General features: G+C 37.0%; 12 protein-coding genes, 1 riboswitch and 1 other annotated feature. All 12 genes read left to right on the top strand.

The annotated features are described in order from the left end of the window. Nucleotides 1–35 precede the first annotated feature (35 nt). Nucleotides 36–1,484 (top strand): S-layer homology domain-containing protein, encoded by a 1,449-nt coding sequence (locus ACIP9G_RS05785; RefSeq protein WP_401018097.1) that lies wholly within the window; start codon nt 36–38, stop codon nt 1,482–1,484. A gap of 17 nt (nt 1,485–1,501) precedes the next feature. Next, entirely contained in the window at nt 1,502–4,429 is a 2,928-nt protein-coding gene (locus ACIP9G_RS05780; protein WP_340823303.1) for a VWA domain-containing protein, read from the top strand. Between the two features lie 347 nt (nt 4,430–4,776). Further along, nucleotides 4,777–6,141, top strand: coding sequence for a glutamyl-tRNA reductase (hemA, locus tag ACIP9G_RS05775; protein WP_401018094.1), 1,365 nt, complete (start codon nt 4,777–4,779; stop codon nt 6,139–6,141). 222 nt (nt 6,142–6,363) lie between these two features. Further along, nucleotides 6,364–7,191, top strand: coding sequence for a cytochrome c biogenesis protein CcsA (gene ccsA / locus ACIP9G_RS05770; RefSeq protein WP_340823305.1), 828 nt, complete (start codon nt 6,364–6,366; stop codon nt 7,189–7,191). Nucleotides 7,192–7,209: 18 nt separating this feature from the next. Beyond that, nucleotides 7,210–8,142 carry a hydroxymethylbilane synthase gene (hemC, locus tag ACIP9G_RS05765; RefSeq protein ID WP_340823306.1) on the top strand — a complete coding sequence of 311 codons (933 nt, stop codon included), beginning with the start codon at nt 7,210–7,212 and terminating at the stop codon, nt 8,140–8,142. After that, complete coding sequence (locus ACIP9G_RS05760; protein WP_401018089.1) at nt 8,132–8,893, top strand: uroporphyrinogen-III synthase; 762 nt, start codon at nt 8,132–8,134, stop codon at nt 8,891–8,893. The genes hemC and ACIP9G_RS05760 overlap by 11 nt, the downstream gene beginning before the upstream one ends. Further along, nucleotides 8,890–9,870, top strand: coding sequence for a porphobilinogen synthase (hemB, locus tag ACIP9G_RS05755; RefSeq protein ID WP_340823308.1), 981 nt, complete (start codon nt 8,890–8,892; stop codon nt 9,868–9,870). The genes ACIP9G_RS05760 and hemB overlap by 4 nt, the downstream gene beginning before the upstream one ends. Then, complete coding sequence (gene hemL, locus ACIP9G_RS05750; RefSeq protein ID WP_340823309.1) at nt 9,871–11,163, top strand: glutamate-1-semialdehyde 2,1-aminomutase; 1,293 nt, start codon at nt 9,871–9,873, stop codon at nt 11,161–11,163. A gap of 118 nt (nt 11,164–11,281) precedes the next feature. Continuing rightward, a complete protein-coding gene (locus tag ACIP9G_RS05745) occupies nt 11,282–11,728 on the top strand; it encodes an SRPBCC family protein (protein WP_340823310.1) in 447 nt (148 codons plus the stop codon). Nucleotides 11,729–11,864: 136 nt separating this feature from the next. Continuing rightward, nucleotides 11,865–12,551: a valyl-tRNA synthetase gene (locus ACIP9G_RS05740; protein ID WP_340823311.1), complete on the top strand. Its 687-nt coding sequence runs from the start codon at nt 11,865–11,867 to the stop codon at nt 12,549–12,551. Nucleotides 12,552–12,827: 276 nt separating this feature from the next. Beyond that, nucleotides 12,828–13,151 (top strand) — a binding site (T-box leader). A gap of 178 nt (nt 13,152–13,329) precedes the next feature. After that, nucleotides 13,330–15,975, top strand: coding sequence for a valine--tRNA ligase (locus tag ACIP9G_RS05735; RefSeq protein ID WP_401018083.1), 2,646 nt, complete (start codon nt 13,330–13,332; stop codon nt 15,973–15,975). Nucleotides 15,976–16,099: 124 nt separating this feature from the next. Further along, a riboswitch (cyclic di-GMP riboswitch) is annotated at nt 16,100–16,201 on the top strand. 98 nt (nt 16,202–16,299) lie between these two features. After that, entirely contained in the window at nt 16,300–16,701 is a 402-nt protein-coding gene (locus ACIP9G_RS05730) for a hypothetical protein (protein WP_401018080.1), read from the top strand. Nucleotides 16,702–16,755: the final 54 nt, after the last annotated feature.

The following is a 16,755-nucleotide window of genomic DNA, read 5'->3' as shown; positions in this document are numbered from 1 at the left end:
ATATGCATGGGAAGAAAGAGAGGGGAAAAGAACAGATGCGAAACCATTTATATAAAGTAATGTTAGCCATTCTAATGGTGTTCGTTTTGGGGACAAGTATTCTAGTAGATGCCTCCGCTGCATCGGTGGAAACAACAGGTGCTGTAAAAAATGAATATACATATGAAGAAGCAGTGTTCATTACTGGAACACCAATTATTTTTAAAGGTACGAGTAAAGATATTAAAATTACACAAAAAGAAACAAAAGGTAAATTAACAGAAACATATAATTTAAAACTAACAGCAAGTAATGGGGCGACATTAACAAGAAATATTGCCTATGAATCTGATGTTGTTAATTATGATACGATTGGGCAAAAAACTTCCAATGGGGTTGTCAAAAAATACTCTGAAAAAATTGTTGATGGAAAAATTACGTATAATTTAGCAGACTACCAATTTTCACAAGGTACAGTAACGGATAACCGTGCAGCTTCTGATTATTTTTCGGGCAATGTTATTTCAAGAAAAACATATACCTATCAAACAGGCTCAGGAAAAAATGCAAAAACAAATACGGTAACGATAGATATTGATAGTCGTCATGCAGGCTACGAAAATTTCTGGGGTGCAACTGAAACGCAAATTACAGAATCTATTTATACGTACAGTGATGGTACAACTAGCCATGTGAAAAACCGTTTATCAACAAGTAAATCACGTGTCCTCAATTATGAGGAAAATCCAGGTAGTTTAGCTAGCTTCGATGGGGGCTATGCGGTCGTTAGTGAAAAAGACGTAATTTCAGAATATACGTATGACTTAGCTTCTGGCAAAAAAGGTAAAGTTGATTTGGATAATGAATTTACGCCAACAATTGAACGTCTTATAATTCCGAAGTTCCGAGATTTATCTAATCATTATGCTAAAAGTGCTATCGAGAAATTATATTCTTTAGGAATCTATTCAGATACAAGTAATTTCTTTTCACCAAACACACCGATGAAGCGAATTGATTTTACAATAGCGATTGGGAAAGCAGTCGATCTCCGTGTAATGGAAGAAAAGAATACGAAAAAAACATCCACAAGTGTCTTTAAGGATGTTAAGCGTACTGTTAAAGATTATCCATATATTGAATCAGCAGTAAATAAAGGCATTATTAAAGGTGTGACACCAGATTACTTTAAACCTGATAATGCGATTACACGTGCGCAAGCAGCTGCAATATTTGTACGTGCATTAGGGCTTGAAAATAAAGCACCAGAACCTGGCTATGTTACGGAATTTAAAGATGATGCACAAATTCCAGACTATTCAAGAGACGGAATTTATATCGTCAATGAGCTTGGTCTAATGACAGGCGACCCAGTAACTGGGCGTTTTAATCCAAACCAGCCGTTAACGCGTGCTCAAGCATCTGTAGTGCTGGAACGATTCTTAAACTATTTAGAAAATGATTTAAAACAAAACTATCGAGATGATATTTTATTCTTTAACTAATGAAAGGATTGAAATGAATGAAGTATGCGAAAAAGGCATTGCTATTACTAGCCTGTTTTGTACTAGCTTTTATGACTTTAACACCATCAGTCACACTGGCTGCTACAACAATTCAAGATGTACCAACATCTAATAGTAAATACAAAGCCATCTCATGGGCTGTCGATAATGATTTACTATCGTTAAATAGTGCGAATAACTTTTTACCAAACGAACAAGTAACTGAGCGAGAGCTAGTAACAATGTTTGCTAAGCTTGATAAAAACTATGCGTTATCTTATAACGAAAACGTTGCTTATAATTTTTATAGTGATTTTTATTTACCATTTGATGGAACGCATGTCATGGCGAATCGTTCAAAATCTATAACTCGAGGTCATTTTGCACGTATTTATGCTGCATTTCAAGGTTTAGATTTGGATGAGCCACAAGCTGTACAATATTTATATACAAACGATATTTCAACTGGTAATACTGGCAAAAAAACATTTGCTGATTTCAATCCCTCTACGAAACTATCTCGTGGCGATGCAGCTGAGTTCTTATATCGTATTGTGCAAAACAATTCCTTTGCTGTACAAGGATTGAAACGATCTGCAGCAGGACGTGACAATGATAAAATTACTTTGCCAGCAGGTTTTATGGGCTCTAATAGTGGTGAGTTTGAAGAACCAAAGGATAATGAAAATGATTTTACTGGTCCCGACTATGTTAATAATGCATTACAAAGTATTGAAGTTGAAAAACCAGATTTAATTGCGAATGGTGAGGATATGACGCCAATTACTGTATCTTTAAAGGCATGTAATGGTGACCCAATTGCCGATGATAAGTCATATACGTTCCGTGTAACTTCTTCAAATGGAGCGGATATTGTAAATGCAGCTGGAGAAGCTGTTCGTAATGTACAATCTGACGGCGCAACAGTAACAGCATTTGTTAAAGCGAAAAAGCTAACGAAATCAGTGCGTGATACGATTACTTTTGAGCTTATTAACAACACAGATCCTAGCATGAAATGTCTTGTTGGAGAAAAAATAAATGCACACGTTCGTTACTTACCACAGCCAGAATTACGCATTGATTTTAAAGTGTATGACCCAACGAACACAGATGATAACGGAAGTGTAACACCACCATATGTACAATATGAAAAGCCACCTGAGTTTTTCACAGAAAATTTGATTGATGTATATGGTCCTGTACCGTTAAAACCGGATGCAGATGAAAAGAAATTCAGCATTGGGCAACAAACAAATGTTACAAATGCCCTTGGTCAAGTAGAAAATATCTACTTACAATATGGTGGTTCAGATCCGAAGTATCCAGCACTTGGATATGAGAATGCCATTTTACAATTTGAAAACTACAATATTTCGGTATATTTATTTGAAAAAATACTGAATGATCGACTAAAAGACTCAGTGACGACGCCAGCTAAGACTGAGATTATGTACATGATTTCTGAAGATGGTCGTCCGATTTATCGCATCCAAGGAATCGATGATAATATTGCGTCACAAGTTGAAAACATCAATCCGGTTGGGGCAATCATTCAATTAATGAGTCCAAAATACATGCCGGAAGAAAAGAATTTGACATTAGAGCATTATGATAGTGTTATGAAAATTTATGCGATTTTAACAAGCCTAAGTAATTATGAGCGTACAGTATTATTGAAATACCAAGGTGGTAAATTACTAGGACAAGTAGAAGCATATAAGAAACGTGTAGAAGCGTTAAAAGAAAGTGCTGACGCTGCAGCAAGGCCAAATGGTAAAGATAGATATACACAAGTAATGGTGACGTTAGTGAGTCCAGGTGGAGAAATTATTACCGACTATCAAGGAACTGTAAAAATTAAATTTGATGGTGTTGAGAAAACAGCTTCCTTCGTCACGAATACTTCAGATTATTTGAATAATACAGGTGGTCCTGGAACTGCGGTCGCTTATTTTGACTCAATCATTTATGGAAAGTCTAAAATAGAAGCAACGCTCGTTAATAAAATTGATCCACGTTATGCAACAATATTGAAGTCTCTTACGGATAAAACGATTACGAAAGAAATTTTCACAAATCCTTACTTTAGTAAAAATGCATGTACATTAGCAACTGAAGTCGCATATGTAGTTGATTACTCATCTTCTATGAAACGTATCGACCAAACGAATTATCGCGGTAAAAAAATGGTGGAACTGATTAATCAAATACAAGCTAAAAACAATATTGTGATTGAAACGAATACAAGTGCAAACGTATTGGGTGAGGGCAGCACCGAAAATGTCTTAAAGAAAGATTTATATCGTACATCGACGGATAAAGGTGCTACAGATATCTTTGCGGGTATAGAGTTGGCTCTTACTAAATTCTCGAACGATACAAAAACTTCTAAATCCATTGTTGTAGTGTCTGATGGTAAAACAAGCAAATCAAAAATGACAAAAGTAATCAATGATGCGAAAAAGAAAGGCATTAAAATTTACACTGTAAGTATGGGCAAGAAAAATCAAATTAATGAGGCAACCCTTACACAAATAGCTTCGGAAACTGGTGGTATTTACTATCATGCTATTGATAATTTACAATTCCATCAGGTTGCTCAAAAAATAATTGATTCGATTTTATGTAAAACGTCGCCTTCAAGTTGTATTAATCCTGAGGATATCTTTGAAGAAGCGGAAGTAACATTACGAAAAGGTTATATTACAATGAATGCAAGAATTGATGGAAATTGTTCAAATGTTGCAAATGTCATTGTTCGTTATTCTTCTGTTAGCGGGGATGTTCAATTTGAACTTAAAAAGCGTAGTGATAGTGTGTTTATGTTGACTAAAAATGTACAAACTATGTATGACTTTAAAGTTAATGGCGACATCGAGTTTCTAGCATATGATAAAGACGGAAATGTAATTTCGCAGCAAACAGTGAAAATTACAAATTAATAATATTGCTCTTTTATAGAGCGATTCTAGACTGTAGATGAACTCAAATGATTTTTTGAGTCGTCTACAGTCTATTTATATTGTGTTATGAAATAGAGCTAAAAGTCATTTCTATTCCATCACAATCAACTGTATTTTCCTTATTTTCGACACAAGATGCTACTGCATAGTTAAGCCCAGTTTTTAAATTTGAAACAAGCAGTATAATTTGTTAAACTTAGTTTATAATAATTCTAATGTAGAAAATGAATTATAGTTCTTCATGACATGTTCACAAATTATAGATGAACTATTGTCGAACTGTGCTATAATGAGATTTGTGAATTAGAACGTGTGAGGTGTTATTCATGCATACCATCGTAGTAGGCTTGAATTATAAATCAGCGCCAGTTGAAATTCGTGAAAAGCTATCTTTCATAGAGAGCGAGCTACCACAAGCAATGGAAGCGCTGCAAAAACAAAAAAGTATATTGGAAAACGTCATAGTTTCGACGTGTAATCGGACAGAAATATATGCAGTAGTTGATCAATTGCATACTGGCCGACACTATGTAAAGCAATTTTTAGCAGATTGGTTTAACTTGCCTGTGGAGACTTTTTCTTCTTATTTAACAATCCGAGAAGAAGATGAGGCATTAGAGCATTTGTTTAAAGTAACAGCTGGAATTGATTCAATGGTACTTGGTGAAACTCAAATTTTAGGACAAGTGAAGAAAAGCTTCTTAAATGGACAAGAGATTGGGACGACAGGTACGGTCTACAATCAGTTATTTAAACAAGCAGTCACATTTGCGAAGCGAGCACATAGCGAAACAGCTATCGGAGAGAATGCGGTATCTGTTTCATATGCAGCAGTAGAATTAGCAAAGAAAATTTTTGGATCTTTACAGCGCAAGCATGTTGCTATTTTAGGTGCAGGTAAAATGGGCGAACTTGCCATTGAAAATTTATATGGCAATGGCGTAGGAAAAGTAACGGTTATTAACCGTACGTTTGAAAAAGCAGAGACTTTAGCTGCTAAATTCCAAGGCGAAGCAAAATCAATGAGGGAATTACAATGCTCGTTACTTGAGGCGGACATTTTAATTACGTCTACAGGTGCAACAGATTTTGTTATTGATTATGAATTAATGCAACTTGTCGAACGTTTACGTAAAGGTAAACCATTATTTATGGTAGATATTGCGGTACCACGTGATATTGATCCACATGTTGGAGACTTACCAAACGTTTTCTTATATGATATCGATGATTTACAAGGTATTGTAGAAGCAAACTTAGCAGAGCGTGAACGTGCAGCAGCAGAAATTACACAAATGATTGGTAAAGAAGTTGTACAATTTAAAGATTGGTTTGCTACGCTAGGTGTCGTGCCAGTTATCTCGGCTTTACGAAAAAAAGCAAATCAAATTCAAGAAGAAACAATGATCAGTATTGAAAATAAAATGCCAGAGTTAACGGATCGTGAACGTAAGATATTAAGCAAGCATACAAAATCAATTATTAATCAATTGTTAAAAGAGCCTATCTTACAAGCTAAAGAAATGGCAAATTCATCAAAAGCAAATGAACAGTTACGTTTATTCCAACAAATTTTTGGCATTGAAGATGCTGTGGAAGTAGAAGTAGATATGATGAGCAAGCAAGAGCTTGAGCGTAAAGAACGTTTACAGTCATCGCAAACACCTACCGAACCAAAGTATTCTTTCTAGATATGTCTAGACATTCAAGCTCCACAATCGCTTGAGGTTCACGATGTGAGTCATGTAGCAATAGCGCTAATTGCGTAGTTTTGCTGACGTGTGCGAACTTGAAATTACATGAGGCGTTTTCGTATCTGTATGGTAAACTAAAGATACGAAAACGTCTTTTTTTAGGCTGGGATACTGTTTATAGTAACTTTAGCACTTTTTGATATAAAGAAGGGATGTCCATTGGCTGATTTGACAATGACAAGGCTCTATGAAGTAATGATCGTCTTGTACGCGATCAGTCTAGTGTTTTACTTTACTGATTACTTTTATAAGCAAGTACAAACAAGGCGAATTGCTTTTTGGCTTGTTTCATTTGTATGGGTAATTCAAAGTGCCATAATTATTTTAACTTTTGTAGAAACAAAACGATTCCCGATTTTATCCTTGTATGAGGGGATTCTTTTCTATTCCTGGTTACTTGTATCACTGTCGATTATTCTCCATTGTATAGCGAGAGTCGATTTACCAGTATTTATTATCAATATATTAGGATTTGTATTTGCTAGTATATTCACATTTATGCCGAAAAGACCGACGGGTGCAGTAGGAGAGACTTTAATTTCCGAAATGCTCTTTATCCATATTTCATTTGCAATCTTATCGTATGCTGCTTTTACGTTAACTTTTGTGTTTGCGATATTGTATTTAATCTTATATCGTTTATTAAAAAAGAAAAAGTGGTCTCAACTATGGACACGTTTGCCGTCACTACAGCAAACGAGCAATTGGATGAACATATCGTTTTTTATTGGTATTCCAATGTTATTTATAAGTTTAATTTTAGGGTTTGAATGGGCATTATTAAGATTAGAGAGTTTATCTATCTTTGATGCGAAGATAATAGGGTCCTTTATCATTTTAGTATTATATTGCTGTATTTTATATGTGAATCGTAAAAGTAAGCTGACAGGTACTAATTATGCGTGGGTACATATCTATGCATATTTATTAGTTGTTGTAAACTTCTTTTTAGGGAGTAGCTTATCTCGATTCCATTTATGGTATTAGAAGAAAGGTTGGAGACTGTTGAGAAAAATTATTGTAGGTTCTAGGAGAAGTAAATTAGCATTAACGCAAACAAATTGGTTCATCAATGAGCTAAAGGCAGCAGGTGCGCCGTTTGAATTTGAAGTAAAAGAAATTGTGACAAAAGGCGATCAAATTTTAGACGTCCAACTTTCTAAAGTTGGCGGTAAAGGGCTTTTTGTAAAAGAAATTGAACAGGCGCTTTTTGATAAGGAAATTGACTTTGCTGTTCATTCTATGAAAGATATGCCTGCGGTACTACCTGAAGGTTTAGTCATTGGTTGTATTCCACCACGTGAAGATGCGCGTGATGCATTTATTTCTAAAGGTCATGTGAAGTTTGCAGATCTTCCTGCAGGAGCGGTAGTTGGGACAAGTTCTCTTCGACGTAGCGCTCAACTCTTAACGATGCGTCCAGATATTGAAATAAAATGGATTCGTGGGAATGTAGATACACGTTTAGCAAAACTTGAAACAGAAGAATATGATGCGATTATTTTAGCTGCTGCAGGGTTAAAACGACTTGGCTGGAGCGATGATGTCGTAACCGAATTTTTATCAGTTGAAAATTGTCTGCCAGCAGTAGCGCAAGGTTCTTTAGGTATTGAATGCCGTAAAGATGACGCTGAATTATTAGCTGAACTAGCAAAATTAACTGATAATGCTACATGGCAAGAGGCACATGCAGAACGTGCTTTCTTAGCAGCTATGGATGGCGGTTGCCAAGTGCCTATCGCAGGGTATGCAAAGCTTAATGGGGAAGAAATTACACTTACAGGTTTAGTTGCTGCACCAGATGCATCTGTAATTTATAAAGAGACTGTAAATGGTATTGATGCCGAAACAATTGGCAAAGAACTTGCTGAGATGTTAACGAAGCAAGGTGCCTATGATTTAATTCAACGTGTGAAGGCAGAGCAAGATGCAAAATAGTTTACCTTTACAGGGTAAAACAATCGTTTTAACAGGAACATCTAAAACAGCAACAGTTATAGAAGATATTTCCTCTTTAGGTGGTCAGGCAGTTTTTGCCCCATTGATAGAAACTTGCGAAATTATCGACATAAATGATGGCGTGCATTTAGAATGTGCCCGTCAATTTAACTGGCTAATCTTTACGAGTCAAAATGCGGTAGATGCTTTTGCTAAGAAGATGGATCGCAGTCATTTACGTGCAAGTCATTTTCAAGGGAAAATTGCATCTATTGGAACTAAAACTACTGAAGCATTAGAGAAGTTAGGATTTCAAGTTAGCTTCATGCCATCAGTATTTAGTGCTGATGTATTTGTTAAAGAGTTTCCAATTATTGCAGGGGACAATCCAACATGTTTATTTATTCGTGGAGAAAAAGCGAAAAAAACGTTAAAGGAAGGTTTGCCCTTTAAACTTAAAGAATGGACCGTTTATGAAACGATTGAGCGCCACGACCAAAAACAAGTAATTATTGATTGCATTCAGGAGCATGCAGACGTCACAGTAATATTTGCAAGTCCTTCAGCTGTAGATGTATATGCAATGGATGTAGCATCAATCGTTGGTTGGGAAACGGTACGTGTGGCAGCAATCGGTCATATTACAGAAGCAGCTATTTTAAACCACGGTGCTGCTGTAGACATTAAGCCGAGTGTTTATACAATGCAAGCAGTCATCGAGGAATTAACGAAAGTAGAGGAAAGAAAATGACAAATTTACAATTTCAAAGACATCGTCGTTTACGCGCAAATGCAACGATTCGATCTATGGTAAAAGAAACTTATTTACACAAAGAGGACTTAATTTATCCGATTTTCGTTATTGAAGGCGAAAATATTAAAAATGAAGTTCAGTCTATGCCAGGTGTTTTTCAATTTTCATTAGATAACCTAGGTGCTGAAGTTGATGAAGTTGTTGCTTTAGGTATACCTTCTGTTATTTTATTCGGTTTACCAGCGGAAAAAGATGCGGTTGGTACGGGTGCTTTCCATGATCATGGCATTGTACAAGAAGCTACGCGCCTTATTAAAGAACGTCATCCAAATCTTTTAGTTATTGCAGATACATGCCTTTGTGAATTTACAGACCATGGTCATTGTGGCTTAATCGAGGGCGACCAGATTTTAAATGACGCTTCTCTTGATGTTTTAGCACGCACTGCTGTATCACAAGCACAAGCAGGGGCAGATATTATTGCGCCATCGAATATGATGGATGGCTTTGTTGCTGCAATACGTACTGGTCTTGACGAAGCTGGATTTGAAAATGTACCGATTATGTCATATGCCGTAAAATATGCATCAAGCTACTATGGTCCTTTCCGTGATGCGGCTGATGGAGCACCACAATTTGGCGATCGTAAATCGTACCAGATGGATCCTTCAAATCGTATGGAAGCATTCCGTGAGGCAGAATCTGATATCGAAGAAGGTGCAGATTTCTTAATTGTAAAACCAGCTCTTAGCTATTTAGATATTATTCGAGATATGAAAAATAACTATACATTACCGATTGTTGCCTATAACGTATCTGGTGAATATGCAATGATTAAAGCTGCAGCTATTAATGGCTGGATTGAAGAGAAAAAAGTCGTGCTTGAAACATTGCTAGGTATGAAGCGAGCAGGCTCTGATTTAATTATCACATATCATGCTAAAGATGTAGCACGTTGGTTGGAGGAGAAATAAATGGCGCGTTCTTATGAAAAATCAAAGCAAGCATATGCAGAAGCTATTAACTTAATGCCAGGTGGGGTTAGTAGCCCAGTTCGTGCATTTAAATCTGTCAACATGGACCCGATATTTATGGAATCTGGTCACGGTGCAATTATTAAAGACATTGATGGCAATGAATATATCGATTACGTATTATCATGGGGGCCTTTAATTTTAGGTCATACTCATCCAGACGTTGTAAAAGCTATTGCTGAAACAGCAGCAAAAGGCTCTTCATTTGGCGCACCTAGTTATACAGAAAATCGATTAGCTAAATTAGTATTGGATCGTCTGCCTGGTATGGAGATGATTCGCTTTGTATCATCTGGAACAGAGGCAACGATGTCTGCATTACGTGTAGCGCGCGGTGTAACAGGACGCGATAAAATTTTGAAATTTGAAGGGTCATATCATGGTCATGGTGACTCATTACTTATTAAAGCTGGCTCAGGTGTAGCAACATTAGGCTTACCTGATAGCCCTGGTGTACCAGCGGATATTGCTCGTAATACATTAACGGTTGCTTATAATGATTTAGAAGGTGCTCAACAAGTATTCGAAAAATTTGGTACAGAGCTTGCTGCAATTATCGTTGAACCAGTGGCAGGTAATATGGGCGTTGTACCGCCGCAACCAGGTTTCCTCGAAGGTTTACGTGAGTTAACAACTAAACATGGTGCATTGTTAATCTTTGATGAAGTAATGACGGGCTTCCGAGTGGACTATGGCTGTGCTCAAGGTTACTTTGGTGTGACACCTGATATGACAACGCTAGGAAAAGTAATTGGTGGCGGTCTGCCTGTAGGTGCGTTTGCTGGTAAAAAGGAAATTATGGAGCAAGTAGCACCAGCTGGGCCGATTTATCAAGCTGGCACACTATCAGGTAATCCATTAGCAATGACAGCAGGCTATGAAACTTTATCACGCCTTGATGCAAACTCCTATGAGTATTTTAAAAAATTAGGAGATCAATTAGAGGAAGGTTTCCGTGCAGCTGCTACAAAATACAATATTCCACATACTGTTAATCGTGCAGGTTCTATGATTGGTTTCTTCTTTACGAATGAAGATGTAATAGATTTTGCTTCAGCAAAAACGTCTGACTTACAATTATTTGCTGAATATTTCCGCTTAATGGCAGAGGAAGGTATTTTCTTACCACCTTCACAATTTGAAGGATTATTTATTTCGACTGCACATACAGAAGAGCATATTGCGAAAACTGTCGCAGCCTTCCATAAAGTGTTTGAACAATTAGCAAAATAACATAAAGCCATCCATTTAGGGTGGCTTTTTTTATTAAAATTAAAACTTTCAGCATAGCCAAATTGTGGGCGTTTTAGTTTATAATAAAACTATTCATAATAGAAAGTAGTGAATTAAAATGGCAACAGGCACACATTCAGTAGAAGTACCCGTAGCAATCGAGCATGTATGGGAATTTGTTAGCGATATGGAAAAATGGGCAAAGCTTGTCCCAGGCTATAATGCACATACAATGATAGATGATAAGCAATCTACATGGACATTTAAAGGTAATGTTGGTGTACTGAAAAAAACAGTTGAAGTAGAAATTACAATTTTAGAGTGGACAGCACCATCAAAAGTAACGTTCAATTTAAAAGGGTTATCAGATAATTTCACAGGAAACGGTTATTTCCTTGCTGAAAGTATTGATGCAGATAATACAAAAATGACAGGCTTTTTAGAGGTAACAGCAGGGGGCTTAGCTGGTCCTGTTTTAAACCCTATCTTTAAGCCAATTGTTCCAAAAGCTACCCAAATTTTAACTGATCGTGTAGCAAATAAAATTAAAATGGTTAACGTATAATCATAAAAAGCATGCCTGATTAAAATCGGGCATGCTTTTTATATGAAAGCTAACTTGCTAGTTGGCTAGCATACATTCCAATTGCAATTCATATGATGCAAAGGGAGGGATTATTATCGAAAAGAAAACTTGGAATATGCGAGAGACATTTTGTTTTCCGGGGTACGGTTGCCCAACAGAAATTGCTGCTGTACAGATAAAGCCACAATGGCAGTCAATGCAATTAGAAGATTCTTTAAGATTAAATGGTATTTATCATATTACAGCGCATGTACGCTTTGATTTTCAAAACATGCAAACTTTCATGGATGCTGAAGACTTAATAAGTATTGATGCGCTTGATGTTCAAGGAGACACAGGTTATTTTGAGTATGCGGTCCCATTAAATGTTGATTTACCAAAAGAGGCAGCGATTGAGGACTTAATGGTAAAAGACATTCGTCCGATACTTACCAATCAAAAGTGCCAATTAGAATGGACAGTGACAAGTACGTTTAGCGAATCGGTGCCAGTAGTCGAACAAGTCGATGCTTTAGAAGAAAAGCTTGTAGAAGCTACAACGCATGATGCTGTGGAAGAGTCTGCATTTGTTGCGCAATCTGTTCAAGTAAAGCAACCGACAACTGTAGAAGCTAGTGCAGCTATTTCAAAATCTAAACAATCTGCACCTGCCGAGCAAAAAATCGTCCTTAGAGAGTCTTCAAGCCTTACTGCTGTGCGAGAATCGAGTTCTTGGCATGAAGTGCCGACGATGATATGGGATTTAACAGAAGGCTATACACCACTCAAAGTTCGTGTATCAAATGATATCTTTCAAAAGTAAATAGCATAGAAGCAGTAAAAGTAATAAGATGATAAGGTCGCCAGAAGTTGGGATGATTATGACACGTATAAACTGAAAACCACAAATCGGTATAATAATTGTTCTACAATAAAATCGAAATTGTCGTAGCCAAGGTGGTAAAAGCCAAGGGTTATACTTACGTCGTCGCATATGAATAGTCACTTCCTTTTTCTATTTACTTTTTAAGACTAGCTGAAATTGACGAAATCACTTGAAAAAATACATGAATTTGCGGTACAATGTGTAAAATCGAATATGGATGCTATGACAGGGAAGAGTAGATTATTTGTGCAATTATAGAGAGGAAACGGTAGCTGAAAAGTTTCTATTTGTGCGTAATTGAACGTAGCCCTCGAGCAGCTTTAGTGAACTAGTAGTAGTTAAAGCCGGTTAAACACCGTTAACGAATTGAGAGCCAGTTGTAATAAGCTTAAGTAAATCAAGCATGAATCATTATTTCGAGATGATAAGGGCATTTAGAGCACTTATTAAATGACAAATAGTGGTGTGTAAGAGTACTAATCTTAAAATGCTGGAATTAAAGGTGGTACCGCGAACTTAAACTCCTTCGTCCTTTTGTTGACGATAGGAGTTTTTTTATTTGCTAAAAAGATGTATGCATTTTATTAGCAAATAAGCCACGTGCAATTGTCACGGATTTATTCGGTGTGAATACACTGAAAAATCAAGACGAGTGGTTATCTAGTTTGCCAAAGCTGACGTATGTCAAAATTATTTACCAACAGGAGGAGACAATATGACAGAAAACATTTCAATGCCTACGAAATATGATCCACAATCAATTGAAACGGGTCGCTATGAATGGTGGTTACAAGGTAAATTTTTCGAAGCACAACCTGAAAGCGGAAAGGAACCATATTCCATCGTAATTCCACCACCAAACGTGACAGGTAAATTACACCTTGGTCACGCGTGGGATACAACGTTACAAGATATTTTAATCCGTATGAAGCGCATGCAAGGTTTTGATGCACTTTGGTTACCAGGAATGGACCATGCAGGTATTGCAACTCAAGCAAAAGTAGAAGCAAAACTGCGTGAGGATAATATTACACGTTATGATTTAGGACGTGAAAAATTCCTAGAAAAAACTTGGGAGTGGAAAGAAGAGTATGCTGGGCACATTCGCTCACAATGGGCGAAGCTTGGCCTTGCATTAGACTACTCTCGTGAACGTTTCACACTCGATACAGGTCTATCAGATGCTGTTAAAACGGTTTTCGTTCAATTATATGAGAAAGGCTTAATTTATCGCGGTGAGCGTATTATTAACTGGGACCCAGCAGCGAAAACAGCCTTATCGGATATTGAAGTAATCTATCAAGATGTTCAAGGTGCATTCTACCACATGAAATACCCGTTAGCAGATGGCTCGGGCTATGTGGAAGTTGCAACAACACGCCCTGAAACAATGCTGGGTGACTCTGGTGTAGCAGTTCACCCGAAAGATGAGCGTTATCAACACTTAATTGGTAAAACAGTTATTTTACCAATTGTGGGCCGTGAAATTCCAATCGTAGCAGATGATTACGTTGATATGGAATTCGGTACAGGCGTTGTAAAAATGACTCCAGCCCATGACCCGAATGACTTTGAAGTTGGTAACCGTCATAACTTAGAACGAATTCTTGTTATGAACGAAGATGGCACAATGAATGAGCTTGCTGGTAAATACAATGGCATGGATCGTTTTGAATGCCGTAAACAAATCGTAGCAGACTTACAAGAAGCGGGTGTCTTAATCAACATTGAAGAGCATATGCACTCTGTAGGGCACTCTGAACGTTCTGGAGCGGTTGTAGAGCCTTACCTATCAGCACAATGGTTCGTTAAAATGCAACCACTTGCAGATGCCTCTTTAGAGCTTCAAAAAGACGAGGAAGGTAAAGTAAATTTCGTTCCATCACGTTTTGAAAACACATATTCTCGTTGGATGGAGAATATCCGTGACTGGTGTATCTCTCGCCAATTATGGTGGGGACACCAAATTCCTGCCTGGTATCACAATGAAACAGGCGAGATTTACGTAGGGAAAGAAGCTCCTGCTGATGCAGAAAATTGGACACAAGATGAAGATGTATTAGATACATGGTTCTCATCTGCACTATGGCCATTTTCTACAATGGGTTGGCCGGACGAGGCAAATGAAGAATATCAACGTTACTATCCAACAAGTACGCTTGTAACGGGCTATGATATTATTTTCTTCTGGGTTTCTCGTATGATATTCCAAGGTATTGAATTTACAGAACAACGCCCATTCAAAGATGTATTAATCCATGGATTAGTACGTGATGGTGAAGGACGTAAGATGAGTAAATCACTTGGTAATGGTGTGGACCCTATGGATGTTATTGAGAAATACGGTGCTGATTCACTTCGTTATTTCTTAGCAACAGGCTCTTCTCCGGGTCAAGATTTACGTTATACAACTGAAAAAGTAGAGTCTGTTTGGAACTTTGCTAATAAAATTTGGAATGCTTCTCGTTTTGCATTAATGAACATGGATGGTATGACGTATGATGAAATCGACTTGACCGGTGAAAAATCAGTGGCTGATAAGTGGATTCTGACTCGTTTAAATGAGACGATTGAACGTGTAACATCATTAGCAGAACGCTATGAATTCGGTGAAGTAGGTCGTGAACTATATAACTTCATTTGGGATGATTTCTGTTCTTGGTATATTGAAATGGCGAAATTACCAATGAATGGTGAAGACGAAGCTGCTAAAAAAACGACTCGCTCTATATTAGCTTATGTACTAGACCAAACAATGCGTCTATTACATCCGCTTATGCCATTCATTACAGAAGAAATTTGGCAACACTTACCGCATGAAGGTGAGTCGATTACAGTTGCAACATGGCCAACTGTACGCACAGACCTTCACTTTGCAGAGGAAGCAGACAATATGAAGCTTCTTATGGATATTATACGTTCAGTGCGCAATATTCGTGCGGAAGTTAACACACCAATGAGCAAAAAAGTACCATTATACATTTCTGCTAAGGATGCTGCTACGGTTACCATTCTTGAAGCCAATAAAGGCTATTTAGAAAAATTCTGTAATCCAGAGTTATTAACAATTGGTGAAGGCTTAGAGGCTCCAGGACAGTCTATGACTGCTGTAGTAACAGGGGCAGAGCTATTCTTACCACTTGTGGGACTGATCAACCTGGAAGAAGAGATTGCTCGTCTTGAAAAAGAATTAGAAAAATGGGCAAAAGAAGTGAAGCTTGTAACTGGTAAGCTGTCAAATGAAAAATTTGTTTCAAAAGCACCAGAAGCGTTGGTTAACGCAGAACGCGAAAAATTAGCGGACTATGAAGAAAAACATGCCGTTGTATTAAAACGTTTAGAAGAACTAAAAAATATGTAATAACATAGTGAATGATAGAAACAGCAGATGGCGAAAAAGTCATCTGCTGTTTTTCTTTTTGTAAGCCAAAAGATATGTGTTGAGTTAGGAAAAAATGTATAGTATCATACAATGTAGTTAGTATAATAGATAAAGGCAAACTATCCGAAAGGTTAGGACGCAAAGCCTAGGGTCTAAGGTGAAGAGAGAATTGTTTTCTTTCAACTACGATTGCCTGGTTACCATTTAAAGTAATTTCATTTAATTTTATGGCTATTCTATATTGATTAGAATGGCTTTTTTCTTTGGTATGAAAAAGTTATGAAATATAAATGGAGGTTTATCATGTCTGGAAATATTGGAACAATAGTTGTGAAGGTGAACAAAGCCTGTGATGATTTAGATTTTGTTAATGCAAGAGGGCTGATAGAGGTAAATCTACTAAAGCTATCGGAAGCGAAATACTATCGCTTATTAAACGCAAGCGGGCGCGTTCTTATTAAACATGTTTTAGCGAATAGCAATGGGCAAAATGAAGTGAAGAAAACATTAACACGTACAGATTTACTAGTTATTAATAAGATTAATGAATATTGTTCAAATTTTGATATTTCGATGTTGAAAAGAACATTAAAGAACTCGTTTGAATTAGTGCAAAGATCGGATGTTTTGCCACTTTTAAATAATGATGCAAAAATTATTTTAGATGATATGGGTGCGCTATTAGGTGTCCATCAATTACAATAATTTGCTGTTTATTTGAAATAAACTAGTTGAAAACACACAGATAATCACTCCTAA

The organism is Lysinibacillus sp. NPDC093197 (assembly GCF_044754025.1).
In the GTDB taxonomy this organism is placed as follows: Bacteria; Bacillota; Bacilli; order Bacillales_A; family Planococcaceae; genus Lysinibacillus.
Note: the sequence above shows the minus strand (reverse complement) of the source record. Positions and strands in the feature narration are given on the sequence as shown.

Coding starts and splice junctions, on each gene's coding strand:
- ACIP9G_RS05785 (WP_401018097.1), top strand. CDS start 36: ATGCGAAACCATTTATATAAAGTAATGTTAGCCATTCTAATGGTGTTC.
- ACIP9G_RS05780 (WP_340823303.1), top strand. CDS start 1,502: ATGAAGTATGCGAAAAAGGCATTGCTATTACTAGCCTGTTTTGTACTA.
- hemA (WP_401018094.1), top strand. CDS start 4,777: ATGCATACCATCGTAGTAGGCTTGAATTATAAATCAGCGCCAGTTGAA.
- ACIP9G_RS05760 (WP_401018089.1), top strand. CDS start 8,132: ATGCAAAATAGTTTACCTTTACAGGGTAAAACAATCGTTTTAACAGGA.
- hemB (WP_340823308.1), top strand. CDS start 8,890: ATGACAAATTTACAATTTCAAAGACATCGTCGTTTACGCGCAAATGCA.
- hemL (WP_340823309.1), top strand. CDS start 9,871: ATGGCGCGTTCTTATGAAAAATCAAAGCAAGCATATGCAGAAGCTATT.
- ACIP9G_RS05745 (WP_340823310.1), top strand. CDS start 11,282: ATGGCAACAGGCACACATTCAGTAGAAGTACCCGTAGCAATCGAGCAT.
- ACIP9G_RS05740 (WP_340823311.1), top strand. CDS start 11,865: ATGCGAGAGACATTTTGTTTTCCGGGGTACGGTTGCCCAACAGAAATT.
- ACIP9G_RS05735 (WP_401018083.1), top strand. CDS start 13,330: ATGACAGAAAACATTTCAATGCCTACGAAATATGATCCACAATCAATT.
- ACIP9G_RS05730 (WP_401018080.1), top strand. CDS start 16,300: ATGTCTGGAAATATTGGAACAATAGTTGTGAAGGTGAACAAAGCCTGT.